Source organism: Serratia sp. CoH_134_PS_4 (assembly GCF_058190535.1).
The window spans coordinates 92846-117376 of sequence record NZ_JBXWKI010000007.1 but is presented as its reverse complement, the minus strand read 5'-3'; the positions used below and the strand labels follow the sequence as shown (position 1 = coordinate 117376).

At 53.3% G+C, this 24531-nt stretch carries 20 protein-coding genes; 17 read left to right on the top strand and 3 right to left on the bottom strand.

From position 1 onward, the window contains the following. Positions 1–247 precede the first annotated feature (247 nt). Positions 248–1741, top strand: coding sequence for a M16 family metallopeptidase (locus AC2FCQ_RS13030; protein WP_490308362.1), 1494 nt, complete (start codon positions 248–250; stop codon positions 1739–1741). 23 nt (positions 1742–1764) lie between these two features. On the opposite strand, the gene ppiC is transcribed toward AC2FCQ_RS13030, so the two are convergent. Continuing rightward, a complete protein-coding gene (ppiC, locus tag AC2FCQ_RS13025) occupies positions 1765–2046 on the bottom strand; it encodes a peptidylprolyl isomerase PpiC (protein WP_037422904.1) in 282 nt (93 codons plus the stop codon). Positions 2047–2264: 218 nt separating this feature from the next. Here ppiC and rep point away from each other — a divergent pair, with 218 nt between their 5' ends. After that, positions 2265–4289, top strand: a complete 2025-nt coding sequence (rep, locus tag AC2FCQ_RS13020; RefSeq protein ID WP_490308360.1) for a DNA helicase Rep — start codon at positions 2265–2267, stop codon at positions 4287–4289. A 31-nt stretch (positions 4290–4320) separates the two neighbouring features. Here rep and ppx read toward each other — a convergent pair whose 3' ends face one another. Continuing rightward, complete coding sequence (ppx, locus tag AC2FCQ_RS13015; protein ID WP_209637850.1) at positions 4321–5817, bottom strand: exopolyphosphatase; 1497 nt, start codon at positions 5815–5817, stop codon at positions 4321–4323. Positions 5818–5823: 6 nt separating this feature from the next. Beyond that, entirely contained in the window at positions 5824–7110 is a 1287-nt protein-coding gene (rhlB, locus tag AC2FCQ_RS13010; RefSeq protein WP_209637847.1) for an ATP-dependent RNA helicase RhlB, read from the bottom strand. A 117-nt stretch (positions 7111–7227) separates the two neighbouring features. Between rhlB and trxA the strand changes: the two genes are divergently transcribed. From trxA to thrP, 15 genes are all read left to right on the top strand, one after another. Next, the gene (trxA, locus tag AC2FCQ_RS13005) at positions 7228–7554 is read left to right on the top strand and encodes a thioredoxin TrxA (RefSeq protein ID WP_209637845.1); all 327 of its coding nucleotides are present in this window, start codon (positions 7228–7230) and stop codon (positions 7552–7554) included. 578 nt (positions 7555–8132) lie between these two features. Further along, positions 8133–9392, top strand: coding sequence for a transcription termination factor Rho (gene rho, locus AC2FCQ_RS13000; RefSeq protein WP_037422810.1), 1260 nt, complete (start codon positions 8133–8135; stop codon positions 9390–9392). 314 nt (positions 9393–9706) lie between these two features. Then, positions 9707–10804, top strand: a complete 1098-nt coding sequence (wecA, locus tag AC2FCQ_RS12995) for a UDP-N-acetylglucosamine--undecaprenyl-phosphate N-acetylglucosaminephosphotransferase (protein ID WP_265556419.1) — start codon at positions 9707–9709, stop codon at positions 10802–10804. 20 nt (positions 10805–10824) lie between these two features. Beyond that, on the top strand, positions 10825–11877 hold the full coding sequence (gene wzzE / locus AC2FCQ_RS12990; protein WP_209637841.1) for an ECA polysaccharide chain length modulation protein: 1053 nt from the start codon (positions 10825–10827) through the stop codon (positions 11875–11877). Between the two features lie 84 nt (positions 11878–11961). After that, positions 11962–13092 carry a non-hydrolyzing UDP-N-acetylglucosamine 2-epimerase gene (gene wecB / locus AC2FCQ_RS12985; RefSeq protein ID WP_209637839.1) on the top strand — a complete coding sequence of 377 codons (1131 nt, stop codon included), beginning with the start codon at positions 11962–11964 and terminating at the stop codon, positions 13090–13092. Then, positions 13089–14351, top strand: coding sequence for a UDP-N-acetyl-D-mannosamine dehydrogenase (gene wecC / locus AC2FCQ_RS12980; protein ID WP_490308359.1), 1263 nt, complete (start codon positions 13089–13091; stop codon positions 14349–14351). Before wecB ends, wecC begins: the two co-directional genes overlap by 4 nt. Further along, positions 14342–15415 (top strand): dTDP-glucose 4,6-dehydratase, encoded by a 1074-nt coding sequence (gene rffG, locus AC2FCQ_RS12975; RefSeq protein WP_209637835.1) that lies wholly within the window; start codon positions 14342–14344, stop codon positions 15413–15415. Before wecC ends, rffG begins: the two co-directional genes overlap by 10 nt. 51 nt (positions 15416–15466) lie before the next feature. Then, a complete protein-coding gene (gene rfbA / locus AC2FCQ_RS12970) occupies positions 15467–16348 on the top strand; it encodes a glucose-1-phosphate thymidylyltransferase RfbA (RefSeq protein WP_490308358.1) in 882 nt (293 codons plus the stop codon). Beyond that, positions 16326–17051 carry a dTDP-4-amino-4,6-dideoxy-D-galactose acyltransferase gene (gene rffC, locus AC2FCQ_RS12965; protein WP_490308357.1) on the top strand — a complete coding sequence of 242 codons (726 nt, stop codon included), beginning with the start codon at positions 16326–16328 and terminating at the stop codon, positions 17049–17051. The genes rfbA and rffC overlap by 23 nt, the downstream gene beginning before the upstream one ends. After that, the gene (gene rffA, locus AC2FCQ_RS12960) at positions 17038–18168 is read left to right on the top strand and encodes a dTDP-4-amino-4,6-dideoxygalactose transaminase (protein WP_209637829.1); all 1131 of its coding nucleotides are present in this window, start codon (positions 17038–17040) and stop codon (positions 18166–18168) included. The genes rffC and rffA overlap by 14 nt, the downstream gene beginning before the upstream one ends. Position 18169: 1 nt before the next feature. After that, positions 18170–19420, top strand: coding sequence for a lipid III flippase WzxE (gene wzxE / locus AC2FCQ_RS12955; RefSeq protein WP_209637827.1), 1251 nt, complete (start codon positions 18170–18172; stop codon positions 19418–19420). Next, positions 19417–20502 carry a TDP-N-acetylfucosamine:lipid II N-acetylfucosaminyltransferase gene (locus AC2FCQ_RS12950; protein ID WP_490308356.1) on the top strand — a complete coding sequence of 362 codons (1086 nt, stop codon included), beginning with the start codon at positions 19417–19419 and terminating at the stop codon, positions 20500–20502. Before wzxE ends, AC2FCQ_RS12950 begins: the two co-directional genes overlap by 4 nt. Further along, on the top strand, positions 20499–21875 hold the full coding sequence (gene wzyE / locus AC2FCQ_RS12945) for an ECA oligosaccharide polymerase (protein WP_490308355.1): 1377 nt from the start codon (positions 20499–20501) through the stop codon (positions 21873–21875). The genes AC2FCQ_RS12950 and wzyE overlap by 4 nt, the downstream gene beginning before the upstream one ends. Before the next feature lie 18 nt (positions 21876–21893). Next, the gene (wecG, locus tag AC2FCQ_RS12940) at positions 21894–22634 is read left to right on the top strand and encodes a lipopolysaccharide N-acetylmannosaminouronosyltransferase (RefSeq protein WP_209637820.1); all 741 of its coding nucleotides are present in this window, start codon (positions 21894–21896) and stop codon (positions 22632–22634) included. Positions 22635–23004: 370 nt separating this feature from the next. Next, complete coding sequence (gene thrP, locus AC2FCQ_RS12935; RefSeq protein WP_209637818.1) at positions 23005–24408, top strand: bifunctional threonine/serine APC transporter ThrP; 1404 nt, start codon at positions 23005–23007, stop codon at positions 24406–24408. The last annotated feature ends 123 nt before the right edge of the window (positions 24409–24531 follow it).

The following is a 24531-nucleotide window of genomic DNA, read 5'->3' as shown; positions in this document are numbered from 1 at the left end:
CCGGTGACGTTTTATCCCCCCGCGTAATGAATTCTTGCATTAAAAAATCGGTTATCCATTATTTTTCACACTAATGAGTGACATCCGCAAAGGCGCGCGGTCTAACTCGATGGTACACTTTCTGCTTTCCGCCCCACTGTGAAACTCAGGGCGTATTTGTAGGTTGTTTGTCGCAGCCTAATATTCCGGTGAATGGAATATCCGCATTTGCATAAAGAAATTGGATAGTAATTAAGTAGGGGTTCACATGCAGGGCACCAGAATTCATCTCATAGTAGGTGGGCTGCTGTTGGCTGCAGCCAACAGCAGCGTGCAGGCTGAAGCACTACAACCCGATCCTGCCTGGCAGCAGGGGGCGTTGGCCAACGGGTTTTCATGGCAGATACTCGATACGCCGCAACGGCCGAGCGATCGCGTCGAGTTGCGGTTGATGGTCAACACTGGCTCGCTCGTCGAGTCTTCGCAGCAGATTGGCTTTGCCCATCTGCTGCCGCGCCTGTCATTGGCGCGCAGCGAAAGCTTTACCCCACCGCAGTTACGTTCACTGTGGCAACAGAGCGTGGACAGCGAGCGACCTTTGCCTCCGGCCATCAGCTCTTATGACTTCACCATTTATAATCTCAGCTTGCCGAATAACCGCCCAGACTTGCTGAAAGAGGCGCTGACGTGGCTTTCCGACACCACCGGCAAACTGGCGATTGACGAACATACGTTGCACGCGGTGATGAACTCTAGTGTCGATCCGGTTGGCACGTTCCCGCCAAACCCAAAAGATGCCTGGTGGCGCTATCGCCTAAAAGGCTCAACGCTGTTGGCGCACGATCCGGCTCAACCGCCGAAACGGCCTGTGAATGTCGACCAATTGAAGAAATTCTACCAGCAATGGTACACCCCCGACGCGATGACGTTATACGTTGTGGGCAAGGTGGACAGCCGCAGCTTGGGTGAGCAAATCAACAAAGCTTTCTCACCACTGAAAGGCAAGCGTGAAACTCCCGCTCTGATGCCGACGTTGACGCCGCTGCCACCGCAGCCGGTTAGCCTGATCAGTGAACAGGTTAAGCAGGATACGTTGTCGATTATGTGGGATGCGCCATGGCACCCGATCCGCGATTCGCAAAACCTGAGCCGTTATTGGCGTGGTGATATGGCGCGTGAGGCATTGTTCTGGCATCTCCAACAGGTGCTGGAAAAAAGCGACCAGAAAAACCTGCATTTGGGCTTTGATTGCCGCGTGCAATACCAGCGTGCCCAATGTGCTATTCATCTCGACACGCCGAATAACAACCTGAACAACAGCCTGAGCTTTATTGCACGAGAGCTGGCTAACGTGCGTGACAATGGCCTGTCGCAGGATGAGTTTAACGCCCTGCTGGCGCAGAAAACCGATCAACTGAGCAAGCTGTTCGCCACCTATGCCCGTACCGATACGGACGTGCTGATGAGCCAGCGCCTGCGCTCGCAGCAGAGTGGCGTTGTGGATATCGCACCGGAGCAGTATCAGAAACTGCGTCAGGAGTTCTTGAGCGGGTTAACGCTTGAGGCGCTGAATCAGGAATTGAAACTACAGCTTTCGCAAGATGCGACGTTGGTGTTGATGCAGCCGAAGGGCGAGCCAGAGATGAGCATGAAGCAGCTACAGGAAACCTATAGCGGCATTATGTCTCCGGCCCCTGCCGTGGTGTCGGAAGAGGTCAAGCCGACCGACACCGCGCCCGCACCAGAGACCAGCGCACAGTAACGACAGAGGGGGCGTTTGCCCCCTTAGTTACGGTACAGCACTTTGATGATGTGGTAGCCGAACTGGGTTTTCACCGGGCCGTAGGGCTTCAACAATGGAATGCTGAACACCGCTTTATCAAAGGCGGCCACCATGGTGCCCTTGTTGAATTCACCCAAAGAGCCACCGTTGCGTTTTGACGGGCAGGTCGAGTATTTGCGCGCCAGCGTGTCAAAGCTGACACCACGTTTAAGCTTGGCCAGCAGTTCATCGGCCAGTTTTTCATTGTCTACCAGAATGTGCAGGGCGCACGCCGTCTTTGCCATGGTATTGCCTTTATCGATACAGAAATTGCGCTGATTATATACCCTAAATAATTGGAGGTGTATCAAGGCGGTAAGGGCGCTCTCAGGTCAGTGATTCGGGGGAGTGGATGCAACCAGCACAGGCGCAGCTTCAAGTATGACGGGTATACCCGTTAAATCTCATCGGGGCTTTCTGCTACAATCCCTTTCCACGTTATAAAGTCGAGCAATAAAGCGCCATGCGATTAAACCCCAGCCAACAACAAGCCGTCGAATTCGTTACCGGGCCCTGCCTGGTGCTGGCCGGTGCAGGTTCCGGCAAGACGCGCGTCATCACCAACAAAATCGCTCACCTGATCCACAACTGTGGTTATCAGGCGCGGCACATCGCCGCCGTGACCTTTACCAATAAGGCCGCACGTGAGATGAAAGAGCGTGTGGCGCAAACCATGGGGCGCAAAGAAGCGCGCGGGCTGATGATATCCACCTTCCACACGTTGGGCCTGGAAATCATTAAACGTGAATATGCCGCGTTGCAGATGAAGTCTAACTTTTCGCTGTTCGACGATCAGGATCAGCTGGCATTGCTGAAAGACCTGACCGAGAAATGGCTGGAGAATGACAAAACGCTGGTGGCGCAGCTGATCTCGACTATCTCCAATTGGAAAAATGACCTGGTCGATCCCAAAAAGGCTATGGAACTGGCGCGTTCGGAACGCGACAAACTTTTTGCGCATTGCTATGGCCTGTATCACGCGCACATGCGTGCCTGTAACGTGCTGGATTTTGACGATTTGATCCTGCTGCCAACCTTGCTGTTGCAGCGTAATGAAGAGGTCCGCGAACGCTGGCAGAACCGTATTCGTTACCTGCTGGTGGATGAATATCAGGATACCAACACCAGTCAGTACGAGCTGGTGAAACTGTTGGTGGGCAACCGTGCGCGTTTTACCGTGGTGGGGGACGATGATCAGTCGATCTACTCCTGGCGCGGTGCACGTCCGCAGAACCTGGTGCTGTTGAAGGAAGACTTCCCGGCGTTGCAGGTGATCAAACTGGAACAGAACTACCGTTCGAGCGAGCGCATTCTGAAGGCGGCGAATATTTTGATCGCCAACAATCCACACGTGTTTGAAAAAAGGCTATTTTCCGAGCTGGGCTATGGCGAAGAACTGAAGGTAGTGACCGCCAATAACGAGGATCATGAGGCTGAGCGCGTAGTGGGGGAACTGATTGCCCATCACTTTGTGAAACGAACCAATTACGGTGATTATGCGATTCTTTATCGCGGCAACCATCAGTCGCGGCTGTTTGAAAAAATGCTGATGCAAAACCGTATCCCTTACAAAATTTCCGGCGGTACCTCGTTTTTCTCACGACCAGAAATCAAGGATCTGCTGGCCTACCTGCGCGTCCTGACTAACCCGGATGATGACAGCGCGTTTCTGCGTATCGTCAATACGCCGAAGCGTGAAATTGGCCCGGCAACGCTGCAAAAGCTGGGAGAGTGGGCTAACCAACGTAACAAAAGCCTTTTCCGTGCCAGTTTTGATCTCGGGTTGAGTCAGCATCTGACCGGCCGTGGGCTGGAGTCTTTGCAGCGCTTCACCCGTTGGCTGGACGGCATTGCCCAGTTGGCGGAGCGCGAGCCGGTAGCCGCGGTACGCGATTTAATTCATGGCGTAGACTATGAAAGCTGGCTGTTTGAAACCTCGCCCAGCCCGAAAGCCGCCGAAATGCGCATGAAAAACGTTAATACCCTGTTTGGTTGGATGACGGAAATGCTGGAAGGCAGCGAGCTGGATGAACCCATGACGCTGACGCAGGTGGTGACGCGCTTTACGCTGCGGGACATGATGGAACGCGGTGAAAGTGATGAGGAGCTGGATCAGGTTCAGTTAATGACACTGCATGCCTCCAAAGGGTTGGAGTTCCCTTATGTCTTCCTGGTGGGGATGGAAGAGGGGCTGTTGCCACATCAGAGCAGCATTGACGAGGATAACGTTGATGAAGAGCGTCGCCTGGCTTATGTGGGGATCACGCGAGCCCAAAAAGAGCTGATTTTCACGCTGTGCCGTGAGCGTCGCCAGTATGGCGAGCTGGTGCGACCGGAACCGAGCCGTTTCTTGCTAGAACTGCCGCAGGATGATCTGGCGTGGGAAAGTGAACGTAAGGTGGTTAGTCCACAAGAGCGAATGCAAAAAGGGCAGAGCCATTTGGCCAATATTCGTGCCCAGTTGGCCAAGGCCAAAGGCGGAAACTAAAAGAATGGGCGCGGTAAGCGCCCTTGTCATATCAACGTTGTTCTTCCAGGATGAGCGGCCAGTGCACATAGCTTTGCCAATGGCTTTCCTGATCCAGCGCTTCTGCGCGTAATGGATGCTGTTCAAGCCAGCCCGGTGGCAGGATCACTGTCAGTTCGTCATCATTATTGGCACGCAGGCGTACCGCAGGCAGCGTGTCGTCGCGACGACGGCTGGCAAAGATGATGGCCAAGCGCAGAATCCGGCATAAACGTTGCGCCATACGCGGTGGCAGTGCGTTTTGCTGGCTGAGCAGCGGCAGATCGATGGTGTTGCTTTGGTTTTGCAGCAGGGTGGCGAGCAGCTTTTTTTGCGCCGGGGTAAAACCGGGTAAATCCAGATGGCGGATCAGATAAGCGGCGTGTTGCGGCGCTTGCTTGAAATCAACACTGAGGCCAATTTCGTGGATCAGGCAGGCGCTGTGCAATAACTCGCGACATCGCGCATCCAATTGCCATTCATTACTGACCTGCTGCGAAAAGTTGGCAGCCAATTGGCTGACGCGTTCGGCCTGCTCGGTGTCCAACAGATAGCGACGTTGCAGGTTGCGAATCGTGCGGCTGCGAATATCCTGTTCCACTGGCAGGTGCAGCATGCCGTAGACCAAGCCTTCGCGCAGTGCGCCGCCAGCCAGCATCATGCTTTCAATACCCAGTTCCTGGAATATCGCCAGCAGGATGGATAGCCCACTGGGAAATACCAGCGCGCGTTCCAGCGTCAGCCCTTCAATTTCCAGCTCTTCCAACTTACCGCACTGAATGGCACGTTGTTTCAACTGACGCAGTTTGGACAGGGTGATTCGTTCATCCATACCCTGCGCAACCATGATTTCCTGCAGTGCCTGGACGGTGCCGGAAGCGCCGACGCAGATCTGCCAACCGTGTTGACGCAGCTGTGGCGCAATAGGGCGCACCATTTCACGCGCAGCCTGTTCAGCCCGTTCGAAATTCTCCTGCCCCAGATTGCGATCGCTGAAAAAACGCTCCAGCCAGGTGACACACCCCATCGACAGGCTATACAGCTGGGCTGCCTGTGCGCCGGTACCTGTGACTAATTCGGTACTGCCGCCACCGATATCGACCACTAAACGTTGGTCTGGTCCACCGGTAGTATGGGCAACACCGTGGTAGATCAGGCGGGCTTCTTCCTCGCCGCTGATCACCTGGATCGGGCAACCAAGGATCTGCTCGGCAGTCTGTAGGAATTCATCAGCATTGCACGCCAGACGCAGCGTAGCCGTGGCGACTACGCGAATCTGTTCACGGGGAATGTCCTGCAGGCGTTCAGAGAACAGCTTCAAACATTGCCAACCGCGCTGCATGGCTTCTTGCGACAGGTGGTTGTTCTGATCCAGCCCGGCTGCCAGGCGCACTTTGCGCTTAATGCGCGCCAGTGTTTGAATACTGCCGGCTACCTCGCGCACCACCAACATGTGGAAGCTATTGGAGCCAAGGTCGATCGCGGCATAAAGTGCGCTGGAACTGAGCATTGTCTATCAGCCTGAACGTTTACGGTTGTTGCGCGGTGCACCGCCACGACGTGGCGAAGAGTTACGACGCGGGCCGTTGCCACCGCGTGGGCGAGCCAGGCGCTTAGGCGCAGGCAGGTCACTCATTAAGGCATCGCTGTTGTACTTGCTCACTGGAATGCTGTGGCCGGTATAGGTTTCGATCGCCGGCAGGTTGAGCGCATACTCTTCACAGGCCAGACTGATGGAGTGACCGCTTTCGCCGGCACGACCGGTACGACCAATACGGTGGACATAGTCCTCGCAGTCGTCAGGCAGATCGTAGTTGAATACGTGCGTAACCAGCGGGATGTGAAGACCGCGGGCGGCGACGTCGGTGGCAACCAGAATATCCAGGTTACCCTTGGTGAAATCGTCCAGAATACGTAGACGCTTCTTCTGCGCGACATCGCCGGTCAACAGGCCTACACGGTGACCATCGGCGGCCAGATGGCCCCAAATGTCTTCACAGCGATGCTTGGTGTTGGCGAAGATGATGCAGCGGTCAGGCCATTCTTCTTCGATCAGCGTCTGTAACAGGCGCATTTTTTCTTCGTTGGACGGGTAGAACAACTCTTCTTTAATGCGGTGGCCGGTTTTCTGTTCCGGTTCCACTTCAACATATTCAGCGTTGTTCATTTGTTCGAAAGCCAGCTCGCGTACGCGATAAGACAACGTGGCAGAGAACAGCATGTTCAGGCGTTGATCGACCGGAGGCATACGACGGAACAACCAGCGGATATCTTTGATAAAGCCCAGATCGTACATACGATCGGCCTCATCCAATACCACAACCTGGATTGCGCTCAGGTCAATATAGTTTTGTTTGGCGTAATCGATCAAACGACCGGTAGTACCGACCAGGATATCCACGCCGCTTTCCAGCACTTTCAGCTGTTTGTCGTAGCCGTCGCCACCGTATGCCAGGCCAAGTTTCAGGCCGGTAGATTTGGACAGGGCTTCTGCGTCGGAGTGGATCTGTACCGCCAGCTCACGCGTTGGCGCCATGATCAAGGCGCGCGGCTGATTGGTCTGGCGATCCTGTTTCGCCGGGTGAGAAAGCAAATAGTGAAAAGTAGACGCTAAAAATGCCAGCGTCTTTCCGGTACCGGTTTGCGCCTGACCTGCAACGTCACGCCCAGAGAGCGTGAGCGGCAATGCTAACGCCTGGATAGGCGTGCAATGTTGAAACCCTTTCTTTTCAAGGGCTTCAAGGACTAACGGGTGCAGGGCGAAGTCGGAAAACTTCTGTTCGGTCAAGTGTGTTTTGCTCATAGTGTGGTAGAATATCAGCTAACTATTGCTTTACGAAAGCGTATCCGGTGAAATAAAGTCACCTTAGGTTGGTTAATGCTACACCAACAAGGTAGACACAATCCTTTGGAGTAGAACATGAGCGATAAAATTATTCACCTGACTGACAGCAGCTTCGACACCGACGTGCTGAAAGCTGAAGGGCCAATCCTGGTCGATTTCTGGGCTGAATGGTGTGGGCCGTGCAAGATGATTGCTCCGATTCTGGATGAGATTGCCGAGGAGTTCGAAGGCAAGCTGACCATCACCAAGCTGAATATCGACCAAAACCCGGCAACCGCACCTAAGTACGGTATCCGTGGTATCCCTACGCTGTTGTTGTTCAAGAACGGTGAAGTGGCTGCGACCAAGGTTGGTGCGTTGTCCAAAGGCCAGCTCAAAGATTTCCTTAACGCGAATCTGTAATTGGGCGAGAAGCCGTATGCCCAATGGATTTGACACTGCGGTTCACAACGTCGCAGTGTGAGAGGCAACGGGGATATACAGGCGTCTGGCGGGGATGTTCAATTCACCGCTAGACGCCTGCCAAGAAGCGTGTTAAGTTTAACCATACTGCATATAGAACTTGCCCGAAGTTTTAAATCTAAAGAGTCTAAATCTAAAGCGTTACTCTGTGTTGAACCGCTGGCGTTGAAAGAAAAATGAACTCAGCCCGTGTTTTAACAATCAAACGGTTTTGCAAAATCAATTTTAAGGTACCTTCGATCTTAAACCGTCAATGCGCGCGTCCTCTGTAAGCCATTTCTTACCGTGACAGCTCAGCGCCCGGTGATCGAACGTCCAGTAAACAGGCACGAATATCCAATGGATTTCAGGGTGTGGCCAGTCGGCAACCGAACGAATCTCCGTAGCTTAGTCCGCTAAGTGGCTGGGGTTAACACGGGAAGCCAACGCAACCACCAGAAAGCCGAAAGATATATCCCGCTGCCATACCATTCACGATATAAGTTCGAGACATACCCCGAGTTTAAGAACCCACCACTATGAATCTTACCGAATTAAAGAATACGCCGGTTTCTGAGCTGATTACTCTCGGCGAAAATATGGGGCTGGAAAACCTTGCCCGTATGCGCAAGCAGGACATTATCTTCTCTATCCTTAAGCAGCATGCGAAAAGTGGAGAAGATATCTTCGGCGATGGCGTGTTGGAGATATTGCAAGATGGATTTGGTTTCCTCCGCTCTGGAGACAGCTCCTACCTTGCAGGCCCCGACGACATCTACGTATCCCCTAGCCAAATCCGCCGTTTCAACCTCCGTACAGGTGACACCATTTCCGGTAAGATTCGTCCGCCAAAAGAAGGCGAGCGTTACTTTGCCCTGTTGAAAGTTAATGAAGTTAACTACGACAAACCGGAAAACGCCCGCAGCAAGATCCTGTTCGAGAACTTAACGCCACTGCATGCCAACTCCCGTCTGCGGATGGAACGCGGTAACGGCTCAACCGAAGACTTGACCGCACGCGTGCTGGATCTGGCTTCACCGATTGGTCGTGGTCAGCGTGGTCTGATTGTTGCTCCGCCGAAAGCCGGTAAAACCATGCTGCTGCAGAACATTGCGCAGAGCATCGCCTACAACCATCCAGACTGCGTGCTGATGGTTCTGCTGATCGACGAACGTCCGGAAGAAGTGACCGAGATGCAGCGTCTGGTTAAGGGCGAAGTTATTGCTTCTACCTTTGATGAACCAGCCTCGCGCCACGTTCAGGTTGCAGAAATGGTGATCGAGAAGGCCAAGCGCCTGGTCGAGCACAAAAAAGACGTCATCATCTTGCTTGACTCCATTACTCGTCTGGCGCGTGCCTACAACACCGTAGTACCGGCTTCCGGTAAAGTGTTGACCGGTGGTGTGGATGCCAACGCCCTGCATCGTCCTAAGCGTTTCTTCGGTGCGGCACGTAACGTTGAGGAAGGCGGCAGCCTGACCATCATCGCTACCGCGCTGGTCGATACCGGGTCGAAAATGGACGAAGTTATCTACGAAGAGTTTAAAGGTACCGGCAACATGGAATTACACCTGGCGCGTAAAATCGCCGAGAAGCGTGTATTCCCTGCGATCGACTACAACCGCTCTGGTACACGTAAAGAAGAATTACTTACCACGTCTGAAGAACTGCAGAAAATGTGGATCCTGCGTAAAATCATTCACCCAATGGGTGAGATTGATGCGATGGAGTTCCTCATTAACAAGTTGGCCATGACCAAGACCAATGATGAATTCTTCGATATGATGAAGCGCTCATAATGACGATGCGCTCATAATTGAGTAAAAAATTCAGAGAACGCCACGCCTAGTCGTGGCGTTTTTTGCTTTTGGCAGATACGATAAGTAACAGAAATGGAAACGTAAGTCATTTTCGTGACTTACTGAGAATTCATCTTATTTGCGGTCGATGTTTCGTCGTTCGCGCTTTGTTACTGTCGAAACAGCAAGCAGGCAAGGTGAAATAAGAATGAGTGGCTGTTGTCATAGGAAATGACTGAAAGGTAGCGGGATCCCATGGCGCAACCTGTCGCCCGTGTTAAGCTGCCTTATCTTCTACAGAGATCTTGTTAACTGTGAACTTACTCACTATGAGTACTGAAATTCTATTTGTTTTCCTGTTTTCTTTGGCTTTTCTCTTTGTTGCCCGTAAAGCAGCAAAACGTATTGGTCTGGTTGATAAACCGAATTACCGTAAACGGCATCAGGGGCTCATTCCTCTGGTCGGGGGTATTTCTGTTTATGCCGGATTGTGCTTTGCCTTCCTTATTTCTGACCAAACGATTGCGCATGGCAAACTCTACCTCGCTTGTGCGGGGATATTAGTGTTCGTTGGTGCGCTTGACGATCGTTTCGACATCAGCGTTAAAATTCGTGCGCTGGTTCAGGCACTGGTTGGCATTGCGATGATGGCCTTTGCTGGGCTCTACTTGCGCAGTTTTGGCCATGTGCTGGGTGACTGGGAAATGCAGCTGGGGCCGTTCGGCTACCTGGTGACGCTGTTCGCCGTTTGGGCGGCCATCAATGCTTTTAACATGGTAGATGGCATTGACGGCCTGCTGGGAGGGCTGTCATGCGTCTCTTTCGGTGCGCTGGGCGTATTGTTATATCTGAGCGGTCATTCTGATCTGGCCTTCTGGTGTTTCGCGATGATTGCCGCCATCGTGCCTTATATCCTGCTTAACCTCGGCATTCTTGGTCGGCGGTATAAGGTGTTTATGGGCGATGCCGGCAGTACGTTGATCGGTTTCACCGCCATTTGGCTGCTGCTGCAAAGCTCGCAGGGTAAAGCTCATTCTATTAACCCTGTCACTGCGTTGTGGATTATCGCTATTCCGCTGATGGACATGATTGCCATCATGTACCGTCGCTTACGTAAGGGGATGAGTCCCTTTTCCCCAGACCGTCAACATATTCACCATTTGATCATGCGTGCGGGCTTCACGCCGCGGCAGGCTTTTGTGCTGATTACGCTGGCAGCTGCGCTGTTGGCTGCCATCGGTGTGTTGGGTGAACGCCTTACTTTCATCCCTGAATGGGTAATGTTGGCATTATTCTTGCTTGCTTTCTTCTTATACGGTTACTGCATTAAACGCGCCTGGCGTGTTGCACGTTACATTAAGCGTATCAAACGTCGTCTGCGGCGTTCGAACAGCAATAAGCAAGTATCTTAATCAGAGGCTTTTGGGCAGTGATGAATCCAGAAACAATGTCTAACAAGAACGCCCCGGCAGTGGATAACGAACTCGATATCCGTGGCCTGTGTTGTACCCTGTGGCGCGGTAAACCATGGATTATTGGTATTGCGGCATTGTTTGCCGTGGTTGCGCTGGTCGTTTCCTACCTGGTGAAACAGGAATGGAGTGCAACGGCGATTACTGACAGGCCAACCGTAAATGCATTGGGCGGTTATTACTCCCAACAACAATTCCTGCGCAATCTGGATGTAAGAACCATGCCAGCCGCTGCCAGTGAGCAGCCAGGCATTGCTGACGAAGCGTATAATGAATTCATTATGCAGTTGGCCGCTTACGATACACGTCGTGATTTTTGGCTGCAGAGCGATTATTACAAGCAGCGTCAGGAAGGCGATGCGGGCGCTGATGCGGCATTGCTCGACGAACTGATTAACAACATACAGTTTACTGCGCGTGATGATAAAAAAGTGCCGAACGACGGTGTGAAATTGACGGCGGAAACGGCGGCAGATGCTAACCGTCTGCTGCGCCAGTACGTCGCCTTTGCCAGCCACCGTGCAGCACAGCACTTGAACGAAGAGATCCAGGGGGCTTGGGCTGCCCGTACCACCTCGATGAAAGCGCAGGTCAAGCGCCAGGAAGCGGTCGCAGAGGCGGTGTATAAGCGCGAGTTGAATACCATTCAACAGGCGTTGAAAATTGCCGAAACGCAGGGCATCAGCCGGACTCAAACCGATACACCGGCAGAACAGCTGCCAGACTCCGATCTGTTCCTGCTGGGCAAACCTATGCTGCAGGCACGCCTGGAGGGGTTACAGGCTTCGGGGCCTACATTCGATCTGGATTACGATCAAAATCGTGCGATGCTGTCGACATTGAACGTTGGCCCGACGTTGGACGAAAAGTTTCAGACTTACCGCTATTTGCGGACGCCTGAAGAGCCGGTAAAACGTGATAGCCCGCGGCGGATATTCTGGCTGATCATGTGGGGCGCGATGGGTGCTTTGGTTGGCGCAGGTGTTGCCCTGGTGCGTCGGCCGCGTAATTAAAAATAATATAATAATTCGCTGATGGGCGCGTAAGCGCCCAATTCGCAGGTACGCCTGCGGTTAACCGACCAAAAGAGATTCGCTGTGAAAGTGTTGACTGTTTTCGGCACCAGACCTGAAGCCATCAAAATGGCACCGCTGGTACATGCCCTGGCTCAGGATGAAGCCTTTGAATCAAGAGTCTGCGTGACGGCACAGCATCGTGAGATGTTGGATCAGGTATTGCGGTTATTTGAAATAGTGCCTGATTACGACTTGAATATCATGAAGCCCGGTCAGGGATTGAGTGAGATTACCTGCCGTATTCTGGAAGGTCTGAAAGGCGTTCTCGAGGAGTTCAAACCGGACGTAGTGCTGGTTCATGGTGACACTACCACGACGCTAGCGACGAGTCTGGCGGCGTTTTATCAGCGTATTCCCGTAGGGCACGTTGAGGCAGGTCTGCGCACCGGCAACCTTTATTCGCCGTGGCCAGAAGAAGCTAACCGTAAGCTGACCGGCCATCTGGCGATGTATCACTTCGCTCCGACGGAAAATTCGCGTCAGAATCTGTTGCGGGAACTGCTGCCGGACGATCATATTTTCGTCACCGGTAACACGGTGATAGACGCGCTGTTCTGGGTACGCGATCGGGTGATGGGTGATACCGCATTGCATGACAGCCTGGCACAGCGTTACCCGTTCCTGGATGCCAATAAGAAGTTGATTCTGGTAACAGGCCACCGCCGCGAAAGCTTTGGTGGAGGTTTTGAGCGGATCTGCAGCGCGCTTGCAGAAATTGCACGCACGCATCCCGATGTGCAGGTGGTGTATCCGGTGCATCTCAATCCAAATGTCAGCGAGCCGGTCAACCGCATTTTGAAAGGGATCGATAATATTATCCTGATCGATCCGCAAGATTATTTGCCCTTCGTGTACCTGATGGCCAAGTCCTATTTGATCCTGACCGATTCTGGCGGCATTCAGGAAGAGGCGCCGTCATTGGGCAAACCTGTGCTGGTAATGCGTGACACCACCGAGCGGCCGGAAGCGGTAGATTCGGGCACGGTGCGTCTGGTGGGCACCGACGTGGCAAAAATTGTCGACGCCGTAACCCGCTTGCTGACGGATGAAAGTGAATATCACGCCATGAGCCGGGCGCATAACCCTTACGGTGACGGGCATGCCTGCCAGCGTATTCTTGAAGCTTTGAAGAACCATCAGGTGACACTATGAGTTTTAACACTATTTCAGTTATCGGCCTGGGTTATATCGGCCTGCCAACAGCGGCGGCGTTCGCCTCCCGTAAGAAAAAAGTGGTGGGCGTAGATGTTAACCAACATGCGGTAGATACCATCAATCGCGGCGCGATCCATATCGTGGAACCCGACCTGGATAAAGTGGTGAAAGACGCGGTCGATGGCGGTTATCTGCAAGCCGTAACTCAACCTCTTGCCGCAGATGCTTTCTTGATCGCGGTGCCAACGCCGTTTAAAGGCGATCATGAGCCGGATCTGGCTTATGTCGAAGCTGCGGCAAAATCCCTGGCTCCGGTGCTGAAAAAGGGCGATCTGGTTATTTTGGAGTCGACCTCTCCGGTCGGCGCCACCGAACAGATGGCCCAGTGGCTGGCCGAGGCGCGTAGCGATCTCAGCTTCCCTCAGCAGGCAGGTGAGTCTGCCGATGTGAACATCGCTTACTGCCCAGAGCGTGTGTTGCCAGGGCAGGTGATGGTTGAGCTGATTCAGAACGACCGCGTTATTGGTGGCATGACGCCAAAATGCTCAGAGCGTGCCAGCACGCTTTATAAAATTTTCCTCGAAGGTGAGTGCGTCATTACCAATTCGCGCACCGCTGAGATGTGCAAGCTGACTGAAAACAGCTTCCGCGATGTGAACATCGCGTTTGCCAATGAACTGTCGCTGATTTGCGCGGAACAGGGCATCAACGTGTGGGAGCTTATCCGGCTGGCGAATCGCCATCCGCGGGTAAATATTCTGCAACCAGGCCCTGGTGTTGGAGGCCATTGTATCGCGGTCGATCCGTGGTTCATTGTCTCGCAAAATCCGCAGCAGGCGCGTTTGATCCATACTGCGCGCCTGGTGAATGACGGAAAACCGCTGTGGGTGGTGGATCGCGTTAAGGCGGCGGTTGCTGACTGCCTGGCGGCGACCGACAAGCGTGCATCCGAAGTGAAAATTGCCTGCTTTGGTTTAGCCTTTAAGCCAAATATCGACGATCTGCGCGAAAGCCCTGCGGTTGAAGTGGCACACCTGATTGCCGATTGGCACGTTGGTGAAACGCTGGTCGTTGAGCCTAACGTTGAGCAGTTGCCGAAATCACTGGCGGGCCATGTGACGCTGAAAACGCTGCCTGACGCATTGCAACAGGCAGATGTGATCGTGATGTTGGTCGATCACAAGCAGTTCAAGGCCATTAAGCCGGAAGAAATCACGCAATCCTGGGTAGTGGATACCAAAGGGGTATGGCGTTGAAACGTATTTTAGTCACTGGTGGCGCTGGCTTTATTGGCTCCGCGGTTGTGAGGCATATCATTGAAGCTACGCAGGACAGCGTTCTGGTGGTAGATAAACTCACTTACGCGGGCAACCTGGAGTCGCTCTCGGTGGTTGCCGATAACGAACGCTATTCGTTTGAACAGGTGGATATTTGCGATCGTTCGGCATTGGATCGGGTATTTGCCCAGTATCAGCCGGACGTGATCATGCACCTGGCGGCGGAAAGCCATGTTGACCGTTCTATCGATGGCCCGGCGGCATTTATTGAAACCAACGTGGTGGGTACCTACACCATGTTGGAGGCGGCCCGCCATTATTGGCAACCGCTGGATGCAGAGAAGAAGCAGAGTTTCCGTTTTCATCACATCTCCACCGATGAAGTGTATGGCGATCTGCACGGTACGGACGATTTGTTCACTGAAACCACGCCTTACTCGCCGAGCAGCCCCTATTCGGCCTCCAAGGCGTCCAGCGATCATCTGGTCCGCGCCTGGTTGCGTACCTATGGCTTGCCGACGCTGGTCACCAACTGTTCCAATAATTACGGCCCGTATCACTTCCCGGAGAAGCTGATCCCGCTGGTGATCCTCAATGCCGTGGCCGGCAAACCCTTACCGGTGTATGGCGATGGCGCACAGGTGCGTGATTGGCTGTATGTTGAAGATCATGCGCGTGCACTGTACCAGGTGGTTACCGAAGGCGTGGTCGGTGAGACCTACAATATCGGTGGCCACAATGAGCGCAAGAATATTGAAGTCGTGCATACCATTTGCGATCTGCTGGAAGAGTTGGCGCCGAATAAACCACAGGGCGTGGACAAATACCGTGACCTGATTACTTACGTCAAGGATCGTCCGGGCCACGATATGCGTTATGCGATCGATGCCGGAAAAATTGATCGGGAGCTGGGCTGGCGCCCACAGGAAACCTTTGAAAGCGGCATCCGCAAAACGGTTTCCTGGTATCTGAACAATGAAACCTGGTGGCGTCGTGTTCAGGACGGTTCCTATACGGGTGAACGTTTAGGTTTATCCGACTAAATATAGCGGGGTCGCTGATAACAAAGCGACCCTGTGGAGTCTGGAGCGAGTATGAAAGGCATTATTCTGGCTGGCGGTTCTGGCACGCGCTTACATCCGATAACCCGTGGCTTGTCTAAGCAGCTGTTGCCCATTTACGATAAACCGATGATTTACTATCCGTTATCGGTACTGATGTTGGCTGGCATCCGCGACATTTTGATTATTTCTACTCCCGATGATCTACCTTCATTCAGGCGCCTGTTGGGGAATGGTGAAGAGTTTGGCATTAATCTCAGCTATGCCGAGCAACCGAGTCCCGATGGATTGGCACAGGCGTTTATCATTGGTGAAGAATTTCTGGCAGGTGAGCCGAGCTGCTTGGTCTTGGGCGATAATATTTATTTTGGCCAGGGTTTTAGCCCAAAACTGAAGACCGTTGCTGCGCGTACGCAAGGTGCTACTGTGTTCGGTTATCAGGTGATGGATCCTGAGCGTTTCGGGGTGGTAGAGTTTGACGATAATTTCCGCGCGCTGTCGATCGAAGAAAAACCGAAAGTCCCTAAATCCAACTGGGCGGTAACCGGCCTGTATTTTTACGACAACCAAGTCGTGGAGTTCGCCAAACGGGTAAAACCCTCTGAGCGCGGTGAACTGGAAATCACCAGTATTAACCAGATGTATCTGGAGCGGGGTGAACTGACCGTTGAACTGCTAGGCCGTGGTTTTGCCTGGCTGGATACCGGTACTCATGACAGCCTGCTGGAGGCCAGTAGCTTTGTGCAGACGGTAGAAAAACGTCAGGGCTTCAAAATCGCCTGCCTGGAAGAGATTGCCTGGCGTAACGGTTGGCTGGACGATGAGGGCGTGAAACGTGCCGCACAGTCGTTGCTCAAAACCGGTTACGGTAAGTACTTACTGGATTTGTTGCATGCACGCCCACGCCAGTATTGAACCATTAGCATGGGAATCTGAGTTTTTCGCCCTTACTAGCGCAAAACTCAACTTTTCCGAGACGGCTCCAGTGCTAACCGAGGCCGATCTGGCTGGCTGGGCTTTGGTACAGGCTAAAATCCCGGCGCATCAAACAGCGTGGGCTGACGGACTGGCTCAGCTAGGTTTTCAATTGGTTGAGGGTGAAGTTGACCTGGTGCTGAATGTCGGCACGGAATGTGCTTCATCGATAAATATGTCTCCGCAGCGCATCCGCCTGGCTGTGCCTACCGATATTCCGGCGCTGCGTGCTGCCGCGGCCCGCGTGTTCACTGCCAGCCGTTTCCGTGCCCCTTGGTATGATGTTCAAGACAGCGGTCGTTTCTATGCCGCCTGGATCGAAAAAGCGGTCTTGGGGACATTTGACCATCAATGTCTATTGGCGCTGGATGCTACCGGACAGCCCGAGGGGTTTGTCAGCCTGCGCGATATTGGCAACCAAGAAATGCGAATCGGTTTACTGGCGGCATTCCCCGGCGCGTCTGGTAAAGGGATTGGCGCGCGATTGATGGCTGCGGCCATTGCTGAATGCCGGTCGCTAAAGCGTCTGCGGGTTGCGACCCAGCTCGGAAACATTGCCGCATTACGGCTCTATCAACGACAGGGTGCTGTGATTGAAAGCACCTCGTATTGGTTATACAGAGGAAAACATGATCCCATTTAACGCACCACCGGTTGTTGGTACCGAACTTGACTATATGCAGGCTGCGATGGGCAGTGGCAAGCTGTGTGGTGACGGTGGATTTACCCGCCGCTGCCAGCAATGGATGGAACAGCGGTTTGGTAGCCCGAAGGTGTTGTTGACGCCATCTTGCACCGCGTCGCTGGAAATGGCGGCAATCCTGCTGGATATCCAGCCGGGCGATGAAGTGATCATGCCGAGTTTCACCTTTGTTTCAACGGCTAACGCTTTTGTGCTTCGAGGCGCCACCGTGGTGTTTGTCGATCTGCGTCCAGACACCATGAACATCGATGAAACTAAAATCGAAGCCGCGATCACCGACAAGACCCGCGCTATTGTGCCGGTACATTATGCTGGCGTGGCCTGCGAAATGGACACCATCATGGCGCTGGCGAAAAAGTATAACCTGTTCGTGGTGGAAGATGCCGCGCAAGGCGTGATGTCTACCTACAAAGGGAAGGCGCTTGGCACCATCGGCCATATTGGCTGCTTTAGCTTCCACGAAACCAAAAATTACACTGCGGGTGGGGAAGGCGGTGCCACGCTGATTAACGATCCGGCGCTGATCGACCGGGCGGAGGTCATCCGTGAGAAAGGCACCAACCGCAGCCAGTTCTTCCGTGGTCAAGTGGATAAGTACACCTGGCGTGATATTGGCTCGAGCTACCTGATGTCAGACCTGCAAGCGGCCTATCTCTGGGGGCAACTTGAAGCGGCCGATCGCATCAACCACCGTCGCCTGGCGTTGTGGCAACAGTATCACGACAGCCTCCTGCCATTAGCCAAAGCGGGTCGGATCGTTCTGCCGACTATCCCGACGGGCTGCGTACAAAATGCGCATATGTTCTATATCAAATTGCGCGATATTGAGGACCGCACGGCGTTTATCAATTATTTGAAAGAAGCCGAAATCATGGCGGTATTCCATTATATTCCGCTACACGCGTGCCCAGCGGGCGATCGCTTCGGTCGTTTTGCCGGTGAAGATCGCTTCACCAGCCAAGAGAGTGCACGTCTGGTCCGTTTGCCATTGTTCTACAATATGTCTGATGTCACTCAACGCACGGTGATCAATACCATTCTTAACTTCTGCGCTTGATATGTCACTGGCAAAAGCGTCGATTTGGACTGCCGGCTCTACGCTAATCAAGATTGGCGTAGGGCTGTTGGTGGTGAAACTGCTGGCAGTGGCGTTTGGTCCCAGCGGGGTTGGGCAAGCGGGTAACTTCCGCCAGTTGATTACCGTGTTGGGCGTGTTGTCGGGCGCCGGGATTTTTAACGGTATCACTAAATACGTTGCCGAATATCATCAGGATCCACAACGGCTGCGGCTGGCTGTTGGCACGGCATCGACTATCGTTCTGGGTTTTTCCACGCTGTTGGCACTGGTGTTTCTGTTCGCGGCTGAACCCATCAGTATCGGGTTGTTCGGCCATGCTGAGTATGTGAACGTGGTGCGGGCGGTGGCGTTTATACAGATGGGCATTGCCTACGCCAACCTGTTTATGGCGGTGCTGAAGGGCTATCGTGATGCGATGGGCAACGCACTGGCGGTGATTGCCGGCAGCTTGATTGGTGTCGTGGCGTACTACCTGTGCTTTACGCTCGGGGGTTATGAAGGCGCACTGGCAGGGTTGGCGCTGGTGCCTGCACTCGTGGTGTTGCCCGCAGGCTTTATGTTGTGGCGACGCAAAACCCTGCCGCTGCGCTATTTGGCGCTGGCATGGGACAAGGCATTAGCCAGCCATCTTGGCAAGTTCACTATTATGGCGTTGATCACGTCGGTGACGCTGCCAGTGGCCTACGTGATGATGCGTAACTTGCTGGCGAGCCATTACAGCTGGGATGAAGTGGGGATTTGGCAGGGGGTGAGCAGTATCTCCGATGCTTACCTCCAGTTTATCACCGCTTCATTTACCGTTTATCTGTTACCCACGTTGTCACGGTTGAAGGAAAAAAGCGCCATCTCGCAGGAGATCGTGCGTTCACTTAAATTTGTGCTGCCTGCGGTGGCCGCGGTAAGTTTCACCGTCTGGCTGTTACGTGATTTCGCCATCTGGTTACTGTTTACGGACAAGTTCATCGCGATGCGCGATCTGTTTGCCTGGCAGCTGGTGGGGGACGTATTGAAAGTTGGCGCTTATGTGTTTGGCTACCTGGTTATTGCCAAAGCGTCGCTGCGTTTTTATATCCTGACCGAAGTCAGTCAGTTCCTGCTGTTGACGCTGTTCTCGCATTGGTTGATACCCTTGCACGGTGCGTTGGGCGCGACGCAGGCTTACATGGCAACCTACATCGTGTATTTCGCGCTCTGTAGCTGCGTATTTATTCTTTATCGTAGACGAGTATGACCACACTGATTCACGTATTGGGATCTGATATCCCGCATCACAATCAGACGGTGCTGCGTTTCTTCAACGACGTGTTGGCGAAGCGCCTGCCGTCCGATCAGACGCGCCATTTCATGGTAGCGGCGAAAGACGCCGCTGCGCTAGGGTCGTTCCCCGATCTGAACATTGAAGGCTATCCGGACAAAAAAAGTCTGGCGATGGCGGTCATTGCCCGTGCTCAGGCCGATCGCAACCAGCGTTTCTTCCTGCATGGCCAATTTAACCCTACGCTGTGGCTGGCATTGTTAAGTGGGAAGATCAAAGCGCATCAGGTGAGTTGGCACATCTGGGGGGCCGATCTTTATGAAGACGCCACCAGTTGGAAATTCCGTCTGTTCTATTTACTGCGCCGTATTGCGCAGGGCCGGGTGGGGCACGTGTTCGCCACCCGTGGTGACGTCATCCACTATCAGCAGCGCCATGCGCGTGTGCCTGCTTCTCTGCTGTATTTCCCGACACGGATGGATCCGGCGTTAACCGGCATTAACGTAGAGAAAAACCTGGCTGGCCCAATGACCATTCTGGTGGGAAATTCGGGCGATCGTACCAACCGGCACGTGGAGGCGCTGAAAGCGATTCATCAGCAGTTTGGTGCCGATGTTCGAGTGATCTTGCCGATGGGGTATCCGGCCAATAACGAGGCTTACATTGAGCAAGTACGCGCCGCCGGATTGGCGTTATTTAGCGCCAGGAACCTGCAGATACTGACGCAGCAGGTGGCATTTGACGATTACCTGAATATCCTGCGTGAGTGCGATCTCGGTTACTTCATCTTTAACCGTCAGCAGGGTATTGGGACCCTGTGTCTGCTGATCCAGTTCGGTGTGCCGTTCGTCCTGAGTCGACAGAACCCATTCTGGCAGGATCTGGCCGAGCAGCATCTGCCGGTGCTGTTTTATGGCGACTCACTGGATGAGGCGGTGGTACGAGAAGCACAACGCCAATTGGCATCGGTGGATAAGCAGGCGATCGCCTTCTTCAATCCTAACTACGTTGATGGCTGGCAGCAGGCATTAACCCTGGCAGCAGGGGAGCAGTCATGACGCTGGCGCAATTTGGCGGGTTATTTGTTGTCTACCTGATAGGCGTGTTGTTTGTTCTGACATTGACCTATCAGGAGTTCCGGCGCGTCCGCTTTAACTTCAACGTGTTTTTTTCGCTGCTGTATCTGCTGACGTTTTACTTCGGCTTCCCACTGACGTGCTTGCTGGTGTTTCAGTTCGACGTTGAGGTGGTGCCTGTGGAGTTCCTGCTGTACGCCATTCTCTCCGCCACTGCGTTTTATGCGATTTACTACGTCAGCTATAAAACCCGGTTGCGAAAGCGTAGCGTGCAGCCGCGTAAGCCGGTATTTACCATGAACCGGGTGGAAACCAACCTGACGTGGGTATTGCTGGCGTTAGTCGCCATTGTCACTGTTGGCATTTTCTTTATGCAAAACGGTTTCTTGCTGTTCAAGCTCAATTCCTACAGCCAGATTTTCTCCAGTGATGTCTCTGGCGTGGCGCTCAAGCGGTTCTTCTATTTCTTTATCCCGGCTATGCTGGTGGTCTACTTCCTGAAACAAGATTTGCGTGCCTGGTTCTTTTTCCTGGCGGCAACGGTCGCTTTTGGCATTTTGACCTACGTGATTGTCGGTGGGACTCGCGCCAATATCATTATTGCCTTCTCGCTATTTCTGTTCATCGGCATTGTGCGGGGATGGATCTCGTTGTGGATGCTGGTAGCCGCCGGGGTGTTTGGTATCGTTGGTATGTTCTGGTTGGCGTTGAAGCGCTACAGCCTGGACGTCAGCGGCCCCGAGGCGTTTTATACGTTCCTCTATCTGACGCGTGATACGTTCTCGCCGTGGGAAAACCTGGCGTTACTGCTGCAAAATTACGACAAGATTGATTTCCAGGGCCTGGCACCTATAGTGCGTGATTTCTACGTCTTTATTCCGGCGTGGCTCTGGCCGGGGCGACCGGATACCGTGCTAAATACCGCCAACTACTTCACCTGGGAAGTGTTGAATAACCATTCAGGCCTGGCAATCTCACCGACGCTGATCGGTTCGTTGGTGGTCATGGGGGGCGCGCTGTTCATTCCGGTTGGCGCGGTCTTGGTGGGTATGATTATCAAATGGTTCGACTGGCTGTATGAGATGGGCAAAAGCGAGCCGAACCGTTATAAGGCTGCCATATTGCAGAGTTTCTGCTTCGGCGCGGTATTCAACATCATCGTGTTGGCTCGCGAGGGCGTGGATTCGTTTGTCTCACGCGTGGTGTTCTTCTGCCTTATTTTTGGTGCCTGTTTGCTGATGGCAAAATTGCTGTACTGGTTGTTTGACACTGCCGGCTTGATTAAGGCGCGTGTACTGCGTTCGCGCACGCTGACAGCGCCCGCGTCATCCGTTCAGGCCGACAGCCTTTTGTAAGGTAAGGGTAATAATAAGATGGAAGTAAAAATCTCGGTCCCCAAATATGAGCTGCGCGGTTTCAGCCTCTGGGGATTTCGCGATATGGCACAGTGCATGGATTTTCTCTTTGACGGTGGCCGGGTAAAACAGGGCACGTTAGTTGCCATGAATGCCGAAAAGATTCTGACGGCCGAACAGGATGCAGAACTCCATGCTCTGCTGGACGAGGCGGAATATAAGTACGCCGACGGCATCAGCATGGTTCGGTCTATCCGTCGTAAATATCCGGGTGCCGATGTGTCTCGCGTCGCGGGAGCCGACTTATGGGAAGCATTGATGCAACGCGCGGGGCGTGAGGGTACGCCAGTGTTCCTGATTGGCGGCAAGCCGTCGGTATTGGCGGAAACGGAACAGAAGCTGCGTAGCCAGTGGAACGTTAATCTGGTCGGTAGCCAAGATGGTTACTTCAAACCTGAACAACGTGAAGCGCTGTTTGAGCGGATTCGCGCCAGCGGCGCCGCCATTGTGACGGTTGCCATGGGATCGCCGAAACAGGAAATTTTGATGCGAGACTGTCGCAAGATCCATCCAAAAGCGCTCTATATGGGGGTTGGCGGGACCTACGACGTGTTTACTGGGCACGTAAAACGTGCACCAAAGATCTGGCAAAACCTCGGTCTGGAGTGGCTGTATCGGCTGTTGAGCCAACCGAGCCGCCTTGGCCGCCAGCTGAAATTGCTCAAGTTTGTTGGCTACTACTATCGCGGTAAGATGTAATCACGACGTTGGGGCGGATTATTCCGCCCTGATGCAACAAATTGTTCAAATAACCTGCTTTATGGCTGTTTATCCAGCGTCTCTATAACCTCAGTTCCTAAACTCCCCTGCATTTATTCCATAAAGTTTTAAATTGCGGTTTGCTTATAGCGGCAAAATGCGAAACGATACCGCCCTGAAATTATCCCCAGCTGTTGGCGCCAGATATGGCCGCACTGAACGACGTTTTACTCCGCCGTAAGATTGCCTCGATCGCCAGTTGATGTCCGTCACCGCGACGGGAGATGATTTACGCTATTTTTAATTAAAACAATAACGACCGGTAACGGCCGGCATGCAAACACAATCAAAAAAATAATACTGAGGATTTATGGCACACAAAGAAAAACCGCAAGGTCTACATCGGGGGCTGGAAGCCCGGCATATCGAGCTGATTGCGCTGGGTGGCACCATTGGCGTCGGTCTGTTTATGGGCTCCGCCAGCACGCTGAAATGGGCCGGGCCGTCGGTATTATTGGCTTATATCATCGCCGGGTTGTTCGTGTTCTTTATTATGCGTTCGATGGGCGAAATGCTGTTCCTTGAGCCGGTCGCGGGCTCTTTTGCCGTTTATGCGCATAAATACATGAGCCCGTATTTTGGCTACCTGACGGCCTGGGGCTATTGGTTTATGTGGATTGCCGTTGGTATCTCAGAAATCACCGCCATTGGGGTCTACGTGCAGTTCTGGTTCCCTGAGATCCCGCAATGGATACCCGCGCTGATTGCCGTGGCGATGGTCGCGCTGGCTAACGTGGCGGCGGTGCGCCTGTACGGCGAGCTGGAGTTTTGGTTTGCCATGATTAAGGTGACCACCATCATTGTGATGATTCTGGTCGGGCTGGGGGTGATCTTGTTTGGCTTCGGCAATGGGGGGCAGCCTATCGGCTTTGCCAACCTGACAGAGCACGGCGGTTTCTTTGCCGGTGGCTGGAAGGGCTTCCTGTTTGCGCTCTGTATTGTCGTGGCGTCCTATCAGGGGGTTGAGCTGGTTGGCATCACCGCCGGTGAGGCCAAGAACCCGCAGGTGACGTTAAAACGCGCGATTAACAACATCCTGTGGCGCATCCTGATTTTTTACGTCGGTGCCATTTTCGTCATTGTCACCATCTTCCCATGGAACGGTATCGGCACCACCGGCAGCCCGTTTGTACTGACCTTTGCCAAAATCGGTATCGTTGCTGCCGCGGGTATCATTAACTTCGTGGTGTTGACCGCTGCGCTTTCTGGCTGCAATAGCGGTATGTATAGCGGGGGGCGCATGCTGTACGCATTGGCCAAGAACCGTCAACTGCCGGCCTCACTGACCAAGTTGTCTGCCAGCGGCGTGCCGGTGAACTGTATTGCTGTGACCATCGCCTGTCTGTTGGTCGGCTCTGGCCTGAATTATTTGATTCCCAATCCGCAGGCGGTGTTCGTTTATGTCTATAGCGCCAGCGTACTGCCGGGTATGGTGCCGTGGTTTGTGGTGTTGATTAGCCAACTGTATTTCCGTCGTGCTCATAAGGAAGCGATCAAAACCCACAGCTTTAAGTCGATTATGTTCCCCTATGTGAACTATTTGACCATCGCTTTCCTGGTCTGCGTGCTGATCGGCATGGGAATTAACCCGGATACCCGCATTTCTCTGCTGGTTGGTGCGATATTCTTAGCGGCAGTCAGCCTGTGCTACTTTGCTTTCGGTATGCACAAGAAACATCATCCGGCTGAAAAACGGACAGAAACCCAGCAATAAGCGGTGAAAAGGGGCTACGGATAGCCCTTTCCTGCGCAGGAGTGAGCAAAGCGTAATCAAACGCAACATTTCTGCGAAAAAGCACTAGACAGGATTAGGTTAAAACCGTAGTATCCCCTCCCG

What these genes read in the sequence shown, in the direction of transcription:
- ppiC (WP_037422904.1), bottom strand. Translation starts at nt 2,046, where the DNA reads ATGGCAAAGACGGCGTGCGCCCTGCACATTCTGGTAGACAATGAAAAA.
- thrP (WP_209637818.1), top strand. Translation starts at nt 23,005, where the DNA reads ATGGCACACAAAGAAAAACCGCAAGGTCTACATCGGGGGCTGGAAGCC.
- wzyE (WP_490308355.1), top strand. Translation starts at nt 20,499, where the DNA reads ATGACGCTGGCGCAATTTGGCGGGTTATTTGTTGTCTACCTGATAGGC.
- ppx (WP_209637850.1), bottom strand. Translation starts at nt 5,817, where the DNA reads ATGCTCAGTTCCAGCGCACTTTATGCCGCGATCGACCTTGGCTCCAAT.
- rffG (WP_209637835.1), top strand. Translation starts at nt 14,342, where the DNA reads ATGGCGTTGAAACGTATTTTAGTCACTGGTGGCGCTGGCTTTATTGGC.
- rep (WP_490308360.1), top strand. Translation starts at nt 2,265, where the DNA reads ATGCGATTAAACCCCAGCCAACAACAAGCCGTCGAATTCGTTACCGGG.
- rho (WP_037422810.1), top strand. Translation starts at nt 8,133, where the DNA reads ATGAATCTTACCGAATTAAAGAATACGCCGGTTTCTGAGCTGATTACT.
- AC2FCQ_RS12950 (WP_490308356.1), top strand. Translation starts at nt 19,417, where the DNA reads ATGACCACACTGATTCACGTATTGGGATCTGATATCCCGCATCACAAT.
- trxA (WP_209637845.1), top strand. Translation starts at nt 7,228, where the DNA reads ATGAGCGATAAAATTATTCACCTGACTGACAGCAGCTTCGACACCGAC.
- wecC (WP_490308359.1), top strand. Translation starts at nt 13,089, where the DNA reads ATGAGTTTTAACACTATTTCAGTTATCGGCCTGGGTTATATCGGCCTG.
- AC2FCQ_RS13030 (WP_490308362.1), top strand. Translation starts at nt 248, where the DNA reads ATGCAGGGCACCAGAATTCATCTCATAGTAGGTGGGCTGCTGTTGGCT.
- wzzE (WP_209637841.1), top strand. Translation starts at nt 10,825, where the DNA reads ATGAATCCAGAAACAATGTCTAACAAGAACGCCCCGGCAGTGGATAAC.
- rhlB (WP_209637847.1), bottom strand. Translation starts at nt 7,110, where the DNA reads ATGAGCAAAACACACTTGACCGAACAGAAGTTTTCCGACTTCGCCCTG.
- rffC (WP_490308357.1), top strand. Translation starts at nt 16,326, where the DNA reads ATGCACGCCCACGCCAGTATTGAACCATTAGCATGGGAATCTGAGTTT.
- rfbA (WP_490308358.1), top strand. Translation starts at nt 15,467, where the DNA reads ATGAAAGGCATTATTCTGGCTGGCGGTTCTGGCACGCGCTTACATCCG.
- wzxE (WP_209637827.1), top strand. Translation starts at nt 18,170, where the DNA reads ATGTCACTGGCAAAAGCGTCGATTTGGACTGCCGGCTCTACGCTAATC.
- wecG (WP_209637820.1), top strand. Translation starts at nt 21,894, where the DNA reads ATGGAAGTAAAAATCTCGGTCCCCAAATATGAGCTGCGCGGTTTCAGC.
- rffA (WP_209637829.1), top strand. Translation starts at nt 17,038, where the DNA reads ATGATCCCATTTAACGCACCACCGGTTGTTGGTACCGAACTTGACTAT.